Genomic DNA, 12,662 nt, shown 5'->3' on the forward strand with positions numbered 1-12,662 from the left:
AAACTAAGCATATATGATACCTTTTAAAAGTTCTTGGTTTGCCTTTACTGCAGCGCTGCTCCTTACTTATTTGTGTCCAATAGCATGCTTTGCGCAGAATAGCGAACGTGAAACGCAAGCAATAAGCTCGGCTTGAGAGAGAACTAAGAACAGATTTAAGCAAAGATGGCTTAGACGGAAGCATATCTGCAGCGGTAATCAAAAATAATAAAGTGATATGGTCAAGTGCCTTTGGCTACGCTAACCAAGATAGTAAAGAGGTAGCCGATACTCGTACTATATACCGCATAGCATCCATAACAAAAACCTTTACAGCAACATTATTAATGTTATTGGTTGAGGATAAAATCGTCAATTTAGATGATCCGGCCGAACAATATCTACCTGAAGTAGTTAATATAATTGGTTATAGCAAGGATACAAAGTTTACATTAAGGCAATTGGCGTCTAACACCTCAGGGTTGATGCGATGGTCTGAAATGAGTGGTGCTAATTTCGGCCCTGTCAATGAATGGGACAAAATAACATTATCTTCTTTGAGTAGCTTAAGGTTTGAATCAAAGCCCGGAGATCATTGGCTGCACTCAGATGTTGGTTTCTGCATTCTTGGGCTTGCTTTAGAACGCGCATCGGGTAAGCCGTATATGGAAATGATTAAACAGAGGATACTCGATCCGTTGAGTATGAAGAATACTTTCTTTGCACCTAACAGTGCCTGTTTGTCTCATGTTGCGCAAGGGCTACATAATCCTGATGGAGTCGTAGATAAGAGATTACCAAAATCACAGTTGCAAGGATTAGGGTACGGTGTGCCGAATAGCGGCCTCTTCTCAACTCCCACAGATTTGGCTAAATTTATCTGCACATTTATAGTAAAATCAGGTCTACTAACTAAAGCCAGCATACGTAAGATGCAAATAACGCCAAAAGGAGGTAAAGATTACGGCTTAGGCATAGGGTTAGACCCTAGAACTAACGTTAATTTGATCGGTCACAGCGGACTAATTCCAGGTTATGCTTCTCAGTATTTAATCGATGATGACAGTAAATACTCCATAATATTGATGCGCAACTATAACGTTGGATCGACAATCTTGTTAGATACGGCTGCTAGATTTTTAAGAGATATCTTGTAAAATTTAAGAAAATCGCATTGGGGGCAGATGGAACTATTTAAATATTACCCATATAATATAACATTATATATTGCAACAAAAATCTTGAGATGATAACAGAAATTGCTGTGCTATTTGTAAAAGACAATCAAATCAAAGAGTTTGAGAACGATTTCAAAGAGGCTGGCAAATATATATCGGCGATCCCAGGATATAAAAAGCATAGTTTACAGAAATGTATTGAGGTTTCTAATAAGTATGTTCTTCTCGTTGAGTGGGATAAACTGGAGGATCACACTATCGGATTCCGAGAATCACACGAATATGTTGAATGGAAACGACTCTTACATCATCATTACGATCCATTCCCCATAGTAGAACATTTCATTCAAATTACATGTTAAGCTTATCAAATTGATTCATGGTTTGAATTGAATGTCGTTTAATAGACTATTATATTCTAGCAGCGTCACTATTCACAATGTTTAAATTTGATAGGGCCCCATCTCAATTGGGACGGTTAGAATCACTTGAAATGTTAACTATTCATGGAAAACAAGTACAAGACATTAAGACTGATTTTGGGCGACCAGCTCAATTTTCGGCATTGCTGGTACGCCAGTCAGGATGCATCGACCTTATATGTAATGATGGAAGTGCGGTCGGAGACTGATTATGTGTGGCATCACATTCAAAAGGCCTGTGCATTCTTCGCAGCAATGGAGAATTTTGCAGAGGATCTAAAAGCTACAGGTCACGATACGGTTTATATAAAACTTGATGAACCATCGAATAAGCAAAGCTTTGAAGCCAACTGCGATACCCTGATAGAAAAGTTTACTATAGAAAAATTTGAATATCAGCTGCCTGATGAGTATCGGCTGGATGAAAATCTAAAAGCATACTGTAGCAGATTAGAGATCCCAAGTCAGGCCTACGATACCGAACATTTTTATACTGATCGGGAGGAATTAGGCACATTCTTCTCTGGGAAAAAAGGGTTATTAATGGAAAACTTCTACCGGGAGATGCGCAGGAAACATCAGATACTTATGGCTGGTAAGGAACCTGTAGGAGGAAAATGGAATTTCGATGAAGAAAACAGAAGTAAATTACCGAAGAATCACAAGCCGAACCCACCATTGTTGTTAGATAACAATGTGCGAGCCCAATATGAGCGCATTACGAAAGCAGACGTAAAAACAATTGGTTCCATAAATCCCGATTATTTTTACTGGCCCCTTAACCATAAGCAGGCTATTAAACTGTTAAACTATTTCACCGAATACTGCCTCCCCTTGTTTGGTACGTTTCAGGATGCAATGCATACAGACGAATGGTCGATTTACCATTCCCGACTGTCTTTCGCAATGAATTCAAAGATGCTTTCGCCCAAAGAAGTAGTGGGAGCCGCAATTGCCGCCTGGGAACAAGATAGAAAGAGTATTTCCATTAACCAATTGGAGGGATTTCTTCGACAGATCATAGGCTGGCGCGAGTACATGCGTGGTATCTACTGGCTGAAGATGCCGGAATTCGAGACTTTGAATTATTTTAATCACCAAAGGAAATTGCCAGATTGGTATTGGACTGGGAAGACCAAAATGAATTGTTTAAAGCATAGCATCAGCCAATCATTGGAACATGCCTACGCACATCATATCCAGCGCTTGATGATCTCTGGTAACTTTGCTTTGTTGGCAGGTATTAATCCGGACGACGTTGATTTTTGGTATCTCGGAATTTACATTGATGCAATTCAATGGGTCGAGGTTACGAATACCAGAGGGATGAGTCAGTATGCAGATGGGGGAATCACTGGATCCAAACCCTACACTGGAAGCGCCAATTACATTCACAAACAAAGTAATTATTGTGAGAATTGCCACTATGACCGGACGAAAAGAACAGAATATAACGCTTGTCCATTCAATAGCCTTTACTGGGACTTTCATGATCGCCATCGCGAGAAGTTGAGCTTAAACTTTCGACTTTCAATGGTTTATCGCTTATGGGATAAAATGGCTGCACTAGACAGAGAAGCTATTTTACTACGCGCCAACTATTGCCTTGAACATCTGGAAGAATTATAAGTGCATCTACTAACAATTTTCAAGAGCTGGGCGAATCGCGGAGTTCCTGAAGACACTGCGAATAAGTGTTTCCTATAGGAACAATGTGACTTCCGAGCCATATCTGACTCCGATCATACTTATCCACTTTATTCAGGGCAATTATAAACGCACGGTGCGTTCGTACAAATTTTTTAAGGGGAAGCAGTTTCAACATGTCGCCGATGGTCATCCGTGTGCTAAGCATTCTTTGGTCCTGTAGTTGGATTCTGGTATAGTTTCCGGCTGCCTCAATAAACAGAATGTCCTCTAATTGAACTTTGATCTGCTCATAACTATCCTTAATAAACAAATATTCCTGAGGTTGATCGCCCGCCGGCCTTAACCGAAGGTTATATAATTCGTTTGCTTTATTACAAGCCTTTATAAAACGTGGAAGAGAGAAAGGTTTAAGCAGGTAATCTATGGCATCCAGTTCGAAGCTTTTTACGGCATGTTCTGAATAAGCCGTAGTAAAAATGACCATAGGTGGGCTATTTAAGGCATGAATGAAGTCTATCCCGTTAATATCAGGCATCTTAATATCCAAAAAGATTAGATCCACTTGATGTTGCTGCAAGTAATGCATGGCTTCGAAGGCGTTGGTGAAAGTGGCCGCTAGTGTTAAGATTGGCAGTTTAGAAGCATGTAACCTCACAATATCAAGAGCAATAGGTTCATCATCAATAGCAATTGCGATCATAGGATAAAACTAATCAATTCCGGACAGCTCAATTGTAAGATGTACAAAAAACTCTTTCGCATTTTCCCTGATGATAAGTTCATGCTTATTGGGGTAGAGCAGCGAGAGACGCTGTTTTACATTCTGTAACCCAATGCCTCCATGCAAGCGCTCAGGATCTGTTTCACTGGCTTTGTTGATGCTGTTGCTTACATCCAGAAACAGTTGACCGTCTTTAGTCTGAAGAGTTAATTTAACATGAGAAGGGGTGTTAAGGCTGATCCCGTGTTTAAAAGCATTTTCTACAAAAGGTAACAGCATCATCGGCGCAATGAGGTACTGCTCTGCCGGTTCTTCTATATCCGTTTCGATGTTGATGTTTGGACTCGTCGCAATTCGTAGTTTTTGTAATGAGATGTAGTTTTTCAGATAATTGATATCTGTGGCCAGTAACGTTTTGTCCGCTACGTTCTCTTCCAGCATAAAGCGCATCATATCCCCTAACTTTTGAATCCCTTCACCTGTACGCTCTGCATTTTCCTGCAAGGCAGTTCCATATAGCGTATTTAGTGCGTTAAACAGGAAATGCGGATTGATCTGGGACTTCAGAAAGTTGAGATTAGCGTCAGATTTGCCAAGTTCGGTTTTAAGCGCTCTAATTTCCTCCAGATCTCTCCTCATTCTGCCTTTGTATACAATAAAGGAGATCAGAGGTACGGCGATTAATTGTGCGCCAGTGTTTAACGGAATAAGGTAATTTACTGCGTCATTAATGTCAAACGCCAACATCATAAGAGCTAAAAGCAGTTGACAAGCGAGGGTTGTTAGCACGATTCGTCCCAAGAACTTCCAGAACAATCTCCTTTTACCATTCAGGTTCGGTAGTATAACATGAAGGATGTACAGGTAATGAAGTATGGCAATAGGTAATATAGTGCTTAAAATCTGAGCAATTTCAATATTATAGTTTACTACTACAGAGACACCATGAACAAAAAGTGCAAGAGAAAACAATAGCAACGCATCTTGTGCAACGTTCTGTTTTTCCTGTTTCTTGATGGAGAGAACATAAATGGTCATCATTTTTATGGCCAGTATCATTGCAAAGTATGGATTGATGAGTCCAACAATAAAGCATATTTCAATAAATAAGGAGACAAGAATGATGGCATTGGGAGATTTAGGTGCTCCGCCAATTGTTTCCGCACTTACATAAAAGAACAGTATAAAATAACTTAGACAGGTAATTACATAGGTAAAAAGCAGGTGGATCCAGAATCTTTCATAAAACACATGGTTTTGAATACTTATGTGTTCATTTACGGCTTCGAAAGCATTAAAAAGGAAAGCCACAATGGCAATTGCTGTAAATGCGATGAGTTCTACCCGGGCAGATTCGTTTAATTTAGTCATGATAAGCGGATTTGATTCACAATGTTACGCCTACTTATTTTTACAAGAATAAAAATGTGATGAACCTACTTGAATATGTGACGAATGGTTGTGTTGGCTGATCTGGCGTTTGCTATGTAGCTGAATGATTATGCTCAAAGCCGTAACGAATTGCCTCTTCAAGCTTATCAATTTTTATACCTGCTAACGTTTTGAATTTAATGCAATACCCCGTTACACTTGCCTTTCCGAGGTCTTTCCCATAGGTCTGTACTAAGTAGTTCTTGTCTTTGATACCAAGGATATAAACTGAAATTCCTAATGTATTTGTGCTGATACCGATTTGATAAAATTCCCTGGTTTTTCCATCTGCATAGATAATGCTCTGTAATCCATATCCTATACTCGGGTTAGAAACAATTTTCCCTTTGCTGTCTTTACCATCTATGAACCATAGTTTACAGTCTGGCATTATTCTCAAGATGAGTTGATGCAGTTCTATAATTTCACTGCGTTTTGGTTCCGCTTGAGATTCAATATACGCCTTGATTTGTTCTCGTATTTCCATAATACTTAATTAGTTACTGGCCGACCAAGAATACCTCCTTTAACATTTTGGCCACTTTTCCATTAGGATCGAGAGGTTGTACTTTCGAAGGTTTGACTTTTCGGTAAGTAATTGACACCCTTCTTTCCCGGTGTTGCACAATGCCATTTATACTGTCTTTCTTCCTCGGTGGTATACCATGACTCCATTTCCTGCGAGCATCATCCTGCATCACATATAAGGATCGTCTTGGAATCTCCACATCAAAAACCTCCAGATTTTTGCCTTTAATAAATTTCATGATGCAACCGCTTCCTAAGTTTACACCACATATTTGGTTCTCGAAATAATTCCGGTCTTTATGTGGCTTAATTCCTTCCCCTGGAGTATATTCATTGATGATCACCTGGTCTGGTTGGAGAAGCAGCACTTTCTGTTCTACAATCTCTAATGATAATTGGAGGATTTGCGGTGGGATAGGTATTGGGAATGCTATGAGGTCGTACGGCTTATCCAGCTCATTGCGAAAGCCGTAATACTGTAACCTCCTTGAATAGTCAACAACCCACTTTTGGTTATCTATCTCTTCTAATAGTTGTTTTTCCCGTATTTCATCAATAAAATCAGAATATAAAAATAAGCCTGGCACTGCTGTTTCCATTGGTAAATAACAAGCAATATCTTCGTTTGTGTTAAACCAAATCCCCTTGGGTCACTGGCATAAATTTACGCTTGTTCCACAACCTTCGATAAGCTCTTCCATCTAAAAAACGATAAAAGCAAGTAGCCCTGACATGACCAGATTGTGGGATCATTAGCGTTACGCAGTGGCCCGTGGTAAGGTGAACTATCTGATGGATATCTGTTGCTTTAACGAAATGAGATGTGCCAGGCTTGCGTTCGACATCTTGGATTTTAACATTACCTTGCTCATCTATGCTATACGTTCGCTCTGTATATCCCCCATCTAAAATATGCGTCACAAAGTCGAAAGGATGGTCATGTGGATCACCAGTGTCTGGAGCGCTAAACTCATTGATTGAAGCGGAAAAAGGGAGACCTTCTATATGATGTTTCTTGAATACTCGTGATAGCCTCTCAGGTTTGATAGATAATTTCATTATGGCGGAAAATAAATCAAATGTAAGGCAACTTGTAGATTGTATCAAACAAAAAATTGTTATCTTAATCATACATTTGAAGGTCATGCGCTATATAACACCGGTTGTTTCGTTAGCTATTCTATTAATCAGTTGCAACAATAACACAACCAGGGAGCCTATTGTTAAAATAGACATTGTGGTTCAAACTAAGCTTGAAACTATTAAAGAAGCTACACCCTTTACTGAATTCAATTCGTTTTGGAACTACTACAGCAAGAATATAAAACTAAATGAAGATTTCCTTGCCACTGACAACAATTATAAGAGGGTTTCAAAAACTAAGTTCTTGAACCTTTTAAGCACTGGTAAGTTTCAGCCCATATTAATCAATCCAAGTGATACCATACGCTATCAATTAAAACGCGCGCCTAAGAAATCGGACAAGTATATCTCTGAGTATATGAAGCAATTTGCTACAGAGCAGTTGGTATTTTTTAATATGGAAGGCCAACAGGTTCCGAAATTCGATTTTACTACCTTAACAGGTGCGCATTATACGAATGAAAATACTAAAGGCAAAATTATCTTGATGAAGTGTTGGTTTATTTCTTGCGTTCCATGCGTTAAAGAAATGCCTCAATTAAACGATCTTGTCGAAAGCTACAAGAACAGAAACGATATTATTTTTTTGAGCTTGGCTATAGATGACAAAAAGCATTTGAAAAGGTTCCTGGAAAAGACCAGGTTTGACTATGAGACCGTAGCAGAACAAGAAGGTTATATGTCCAAGCAATTGAATGTTTCCAGTTACCCAACCCATATCCTTGTAAACGCAAAAGGTCAGGTAGTTAAAATCACTAACGAAGCCGATGATGTAGAAAAGTTTTTTAAAAGAATGCTTAAGATGAGTACCGATCTGGCGGTACCTACCCCAGAATTAAGCGATGTGAATCCTCGAAGATAGACTGGTTTCTTTTTGCTATCTATTCAGCCAGTCGGCCATAACATTCGCAACGCGATACTTTGTAAACGAATTTTCTTTTGAAGCGTTAAGTATTAATAAATTGTCGACAATGGATCAGAAAGAAATCTACGAGGAGTTTACAGACTTGGTAAACATGAGCCCATCAAAGCTCGATAAGTGGTTGGAATCAGAAGAATCTAAATCTGTCGGATGGGACAGCGGCGATGGGGAGTCGATTGGACATAAATCTGGAGAGCGGATTACAGAAATCTTGCGTAAACATAAAAGTAACCTTGCTGAATCCGACTACAAACATATGCAAAAAGTGATAGGATATATAAAGCGGCATTTGGCGCAAAAGCCAACAGGCGATGTTTCAGATTCGAACTGGCACTATTCCCTAAAAAATTGGGGCCATGATGAGCTAGCTCACTAAAGTCTACTAGTTATTAAACATTTTAACTAACTTGCTGATAACCAAATATTGGCTTAGTCTGAACTCTGACTTTTATTTGAGGAATACCAAATAAAACGCTCATGAAAAAATTTATTCTCTGTCTGGCATTGCTTATTGTCGGTACTTTTGCCAAGGCACAAAAAGTGAAACTAGTTAAAGGCCAGAAATTAACATATGAGTTGCTGGAACGAAACAGTTACCTGCATTCCATAGAGATTAAGAGCCTTAACCTAAGTACCTATCAATTTGAGGTACTTGGATGGAAAAAGGGAGTTTATAATATAAAAATGCAATCTGGTAGAAAGTTATCTTATTATTCCCATAATGGCCGAATAGAAGATAGCAACGTACCTTCTACTCCTACGTCAACCATCTCCAACGTTATTAACGATGTTCTCAGCAAAAATCCGGTATTTTTCGATATGGATACCGCTGGAAAGGTCACGGCTATCAGAGGCCTTGATAGTATCGTAGCGAAGATCAAAAGACAAGCAATTAAGCAGCAAGTACCAGAGAACCGATATGGAGACCCCAATGAAAAATTCATTAAATACGCTACTCTCCCAGAGTCCTTTATCAGGAAGATCGGGTATGCGTTTAACCGTCGCACTGCGCCAAAAATAGATACCGTCTTCCGCAAATTTGAGCCAGGAAAAGTTGATGCACTCATAACTCTGAAAAAGGAAACCGTGGTTGATATTAGTTCAGGACTGACTAATTTCTTTTATATGGACTCTATTGCTCAGGGGACGGTCCCCATTAAAGGTACAAAGCAATCTGACCGTTATGGATGGTGGTTTAGTCTAAAGTCATCCAACATCGCCGGGTTTAAGTCTACTATGGATTTGTTCAGTGAATTCGCAAATGAAACCAACCTTAAAGCTTACCAAACTCCCCAGAAAAAAGCTGTCCGGGATGCTATTGACCTATATGAATGGTACGGCGAAAGCAAAGGAAAAGTGGATTTAGAAGAAGTTGCGAGAAAGAAGCTCGATTCTCTGTCGAAGCTGGTTGATCCTAACGACCTTGAATTTAACGCTGCTGCGATACAGGTGTTAAGCTGGTTTGACTATGAAGCCAAGATGAAACTGATCGAGAAAGTTCCGCTGGAGTACTTACGCACTGATGCTGACGTAGCGTCTAAGGCAACAAAGGCGTATGAGCAAAGAAATACAGAAAAATTTACAGAAGCACTGAAAGTTATGTTTACTAAGTTCGCCGCAAGTGGCGACTATCCGTCAAATGTGGCGCATGTTGCATATGTGGCGAATTTTACCATCGCAGAAGATATCCGTAATCCAAAAACCAGCAGAGCAGAGCTCTTAAAGATCCAGGAAATGGTTAATGGAGCTTTGAAACTTAACCTACCGAAGCTGAGCGACGTCTTCGATGGCGTAGCAGTGTATCTTCGCGCAACCTTAGCTAGTACCCCTAAAGAAGTTGAAACCCTGGCCGATGAGCGCTTCAGTAGTGTATTTGACAATTATGGTCGCTATCGACTATTGATATACGACCGGATGAAGACACTTAAGGTTCCTGATTCAATCAGTAACGCCTATTTGGATTACAGTATGGAGATGTTTAGAGATGGGATCGCAGATGCAAGCAAGCCCTTTGAGGGCGAAAGTATGGACAGGTATCACTTTGAAAGTCGTGTGCAGCCGCTCCAGTTCTTGTTGCGAAAGCAACTTGCCGATGCGTATTACAGGAAGAGTTTAATGGAACCGAAACATGCAACGAGATACTTGCAGCTAGCCAGCGACTACCTACCGACCCAAGATCAACTCATTGGAAACAAGTATATAGTTAGCGACGAATATCCTTTTTTACCCGAAAGGAACTATACAGAGTTGTATATTAATTCTGCAGGGGCAACAGGGATGTCTCCGGAGGAAATGCTTAAAAAGTATGTGGACATGGTGATTGTTGAGCCCGATCGCTATACGATATTGAAAGAAAAATATGTCAAAGCTTTTCCGCAAGGGGATTTTAACGTGTTTTTTAGACAAGCATTAAAAGACAAGTTACCGGCGTCGCCTAAGTTCAATTTAAAAGAACGTGGGGGTTTGGAGGTTAACAATGCAACTGGTAATGGTAAATATGTTTTTATCGACTTTTGGGGTACCTGGTGTGGCGCCTGTGTCGCTGAAATAGATAAAATTGAAGACTTACATGTTAACAACCCTGTGCCAGATAAATTGATGGTTACGACAATAGCATGTTACGACAAAAAGAATTTGGTAGATGATTTCATGGAGAAGAAGAAATTTAGCTATCAGGTACTCATGTCGGATGATAAAGTAGAAAAACAATTCAAGATTGCGTCCTACCCTACCAAGTTATTGCTGTTGCCTAATGATGTCTATTTGATGATTCCCACAAGCATGGATTATAAGGCCGCTGTTAAAAAGTATATGAATTGGGAGTTGTGATTGTCTGATTTCAATTCTTAAGGTTTATCTTCCAGTGCGTTCAAAAATGCAATGACCGATTTAATTTCATTGCGGCTTAGCTTAAGCGGATCACCTGAAAGTGTTTGGTTGTCTAAATGTATTCCAATTCCTGCGCCACCGCCCCGATTATAAAAATCAAGCACCTGTTCTAACGTTCTGTAAACCCCATTGTGCATATAAGGAGCTGTTCTAGAAATATTTCTTACTGTAGGCGTCTTAAAAGCATAACGGTACTGAGGATATTGGTAAAGACCAAACCTTCCCGGGTCCGAATCAATCACAGCAGCGATCGTATCCGGAGCTGAAGGAACACCAAGTACTTCAGCTTCACTCTTAAGGAAAAGTGGTGCCTGAGTTCCATTGAAGATGGGAGCAAAATGACAGCTGCCACATTTAGCCTTTCCCATAAAAAGATTATAACCAGATTTCTCAACGGATGTTAACTGCGACTTGTCTCCTCCCATATAGCGGTCCAACTTTGAGGTAAATGGAGACAAAGACCTTATGTAGGATGCCAATGCATGCTGAATCTTCCAGGGATTTGCCGTACCTGTAGAATCGGGAAAGGCATCTTTAAAAAGCTTACTATATTTTTTCGTTTTATTAATGCGGATTGTAGCCTGTTCCAGAGAACCACCCATCTCTTCTTTATGATGAACAACGTCAAGGGCCTGATCTTCTAAAGATCCAGCTTTTAAGTCGTAAAAGAAACCACGCTGTAAACCGGCATACATTAATGTCGGCGTATTGCGGTCAAGCATTTTTAATTTGGAGATTCCCGCCGGCTTCGGTAATCCGTCGGTAAAAGCCAAAGCTTGATGATGACAACTCTGACAGCTCCGCCCGCCGTTATTTGACAAAATTACATCACTGAACAAGGCTTCACCTAATGTCGATTTTTCTTTACTGATAAAGGAGGCGCTGTTACTTACAAAACGATTTACATCAAAAGCGTTTTTCCCAAACATACTTGTTGCATCTTCCCTAAGTGCCGAACCACTTGCTGCTGTCAGTATTTGTCTTTTGTTTCGCAATGAGGCGATTCCTTCATTGATAGGCTGCAAGAACTCCGTAGTAAACTGGAGTCTGTCGAAATTATCGTAAGATTCCGCCGATTGCACAAAGTTGATAGCTTGATTAACAAGCACATTAGTTGTTTGATCACCATAACAATCCAGAACGGCATGAACGCCACGCAAGGCCGATGCCGACTCTGGCAGCGAGTTTAAAGCGAGTGGGGCATCGAAACCAGTTATTCCTAAGCTCGTGATTCTAAAAATCTCCAATCTAAGGGCATCAAGGATCTGGGCATCTGTAATCTGATACTGTTCATTGAACCTGGAGATCCTAGCCAAATTAAGTTTCATCTTTTTGATCTCGTTAAGCAGCTCTTCTTTATTTTTAGCAACTGGGCCGTTGAAAATTAACTCCTCCATAACTTGAAACCCTGTAGGATTTTCAATTAGATTTTCACCGAGTTCAATTTCGTCTATGGGTGCCCCATTTAGCAGGACTGCTGTAGTCGGAAAAAAGTACTCTACATAAAACTCAACCTCCTTATATTTTTGCCGCGTAAGTAGAAATTCTTCTTTGATTTTCTTTTCGTCCCCATGGTTAACGGCGCTTAAAAAAGACTTACTCACTATCTCCTGTAACTCAAGCAGATTTTTATCGAAGTACTGTTTAACCAACACAGTCTCGGTTACTTGTTCAAGATTACAGAAAATAGATACAGAGGTTGTTAGCAATAGGAGTGTCGCAAAAACACCAATCTTTTTATTAAACACTATCATTGATCACTTGAAATAAAATATCCCTGGCAACAAGAGTTGCCAGGG

At 39.9% G+C, this 12,662-nt stretch carries 12 protein-coding genes; 6 read left to right on the plus strand and 6 right to left on the minus strand.

Annotated features, from left to right (window positions below; all coding sequences use genetic code 11):
* Positions 1-182: 182 nt before the first annotated feature.
* The 3 genes from WKF66_RS07235 (at position 183) to WKF66_RS07245 (ending at position 3,208) form a co-directional block, all read left to right on the plus strand.
* Positions 183-1,136, plus strand: a complete 954-nt coding sequence (locus WKF66_RS07235) for a serine hydrolase domain-containing protein (RefSeq protein WP_489674219.1) — start codon at positions 183-185, stop codon at positions 1,134-1,136.
* An 89-nt stretch (positions 1,137-1,225) separates the two neighbouring features.
* Entirely contained in the window at positions 1,226-1,519 is a 294-nt protein-coding gene (locus WKF66_RS07240) for an antibiotic biosynthesis monooxygenase family protein (protein ID WP_489673757.1), read from the plus strand.
* A 144-nt stretch (positions 1,520-1,663) separates the two neighbouring features.
* Positions 1,664-3,208: a cryptochrome/photolyase family protein gene (locus tag WKF66_RS07245; RefSeq protein WP_489673758.1), complete on the plus strand. Its 1,545-nt coding sequence runs from the start codon at positions 1,664-1,666 to the stop codon at positions 3,206-3,208.
* 19 nt (positions 3,209-3,227) lie between these two features.
* Here the strand turns inward: WKF66_RS07245 and WKF66_RS07250 are convergent, their stop codons facing one another.
* The 5 genes from WKF66_RS07250 to WKF66_RS07270 form a co-directional block, all read right to left on the minus strand.
* Positions 3,228-3,929, minus strand: coding sequence for a LytR/AlgR family response regulator transcription factor (locus WKF66_RS07250; RefSeq protein ID WP_489673759.1), 702 nt, complete (start codon positions 3,927-3,929; stop codon positions 3,228-3,230).
* 9 nt (positions 3,930-3,938) lie between these two features.
* A complete protein-coding gene (locus WKF66_RS07255; protein WP_489673760.1) occupies positions 3,939-5,321 on the minus strand; it encodes a sensor histidine kinase in 1,383 nt (460 codons plus the stop codon).
* Between the two features lie 112 nt (positions 5,322-5,433).
* Complete coding sequence (locus WKF66_RS07260; RefSeq protein WP_489673761.1) at positions 5,434-5,868, minus strand: hypothetical protein; 435 nt, start codon at positions 5,866-5,868, stop codon at positions 5,434-5,436.
* A 13-nt stretch (positions 5,869-5,881) separates the two neighbouring features.
* On the minus strand, positions 5,882-6,508 hold the full coding sequence (locus WKF66_RS07265) for an alpha-ketoglutarate-dependent dioxygenase AlkB (protein ID WP_489673762.1): 627 nt from the start codon (positions 6,506-6,508) through the stop codon (positions 5,882-5,884).
* Between the two features lie 31 nt (positions 6,509-6,539).
* On the minus strand, positions 6,540-6,968 hold the full coding sequence (locus tag WKF66_RS07270; RefSeq protein WP_489673763.1) for a cupin domain-containing protein: 429 nt from the start codon (positions 6,966-6,968) through the stop codon (positions 6,540-6,542).
* An 85-nt stretch (positions 6,969-7,053) separates the two neighbouring features.
* Between WKF66_RS07270 and WKF66_RS07275 the strand changes: the two genes are divergently transcribed.
* From WKF66_RS07275 to WKF66_RS07285, 3 genes are all read left to right on the plus strand, one after another.
* A complete protein-coding gene (locus tag WKF66_RS07275) occupies positions 7,054-7,914 on the plus strand; it encodes a TlpA family protein disulfide reductase (RefSeq protein WP_489673764.1) in 861 nt (286 codons plus the stop codon).
* A 109-nt stretch (positions 7,915-8,023) separates the two neighbouring features.
* Positions 8,024-8,350 (plus strand): DUF3140 domain-containing protein, encoded by a 327-nt coding sequence (locus WKF66_RS07280; protein ID WP_489673765.1) that lies wholly within the window; start codon positions 8,024-8,026, stop codon positions 8,348-8,350.
* Between the two features lie 101 nt (positions 8,351-8,451).
* Entirely contained in the window at positions 8,452-10,803 is a 2,352-nt protein-coding gene (locus WKF66_RS07285) for a redoxin domain-containing protein (RefSeq protein WP_489673766.1), read from the plus strand.
* Between the two features lie 17 nt (positions 10,804-10,820).
* On the opposite strand, the gene WKF66_RS07290 is transcribed toward WKF66_RS07285, so the two are convergent.
* Positions 10,821-12,617 carry a cytochrome-c peroxidase gene (locus WKF66_RS07290; protein WP_489673767.1) on the minus strand — a complete coding sequence of 599 codons (1,797 nt, stop codon included), beginning with the start codon at positions 12,615-12,617 and terminating at the stop codon, positions 10,821-10,823.
* Positions 12,618-12,662 lie beyond the last annotated feature (45 nt).

It is taken from the genome of Pedobacter sp., assembly GCF_037719805.1.
In the GTDB taxonomy this organism is placed as follows: domain Bacteria; phylum Bacteroidota; class Bacteroidia; order Sphingobacteriales; family Sphingobacteriaceae; genus Pedobacter.

Coding starts and splice junctions, on each gene's coding strand:
- WKF66_RS07240 (WP_489673757.1), top strand. CDS start 1,226: ATGATAACAGAAATTGCTGTGCTATTTGTAAAAGACAATCAAATCAAA.
- WKF66_RS07245 (WP_489673758.1), top strand. CDS start 1,664: ATGGAAAACAAGTACAAGACATTAAGACTGATTTTGGGCGACCAGCTC.
- WKF66_RS07250 (WP_489673759.1), bottom strand. CDS start 3,929: ATGATCGCAATTGCTATTGATGATGAACCTATTGCTCTTGATATTGTG.
- WKF66_RS07255 (WP_489673760.1), bottom strand. CDS start 5,321: ATGACTAAATTAAACGAATCTGCCCGGGTAGAACTCATCGCATTTACA.
- WKF66_RS07260 (WP_489673761.1), bottom strand. CDS start 5,868: ATGGAAATACGAGAACAAATCAAGGCGTATATTGAATCTCAAGCGGAA.
- WKF66_RS07265 (WP_489673762.1), bottom strand. CDS start 6,508: ATGGAAACAGCAGTGCCAGGCTTATTTTTATATTCTGATTTTATTGAT.
- WKF66_RS07270 (WP_489673763.1), bottom strand. CDS start 6,968: ATGAAATTATCTATCAAACCTGAGAGGCTATCACGAGTATTCAAGAAA.
- WKF66_RS07275 (WP_489673764.1), top strand. CDS start 7,054: ATGCGCTATATAACACCGGTTGTTTCGTTAGCTATTCTATTAATCAGT.
- WKF66_RS07280 (WP_489673765.1), top strand. CDS start 8,024: ATGGATCAGAAAGAAATCTACGAGGAGTTTACAGACTTGGTAAACATG.
- WKF66_RS07285 (WP_489673766.1), top strand. CDS start 8,452: ATGAAAAAATTTATTCTCTGTCTGGCATTGCTTATTGTCGGTACTTTT.
- WKF66_RS07290 (WP_489673767.1), bottom strand. CDS start 12,617: ATGATAGTGTTTAATAAAAAGATTGGTGTTTTTGCGACACTCCTATTG.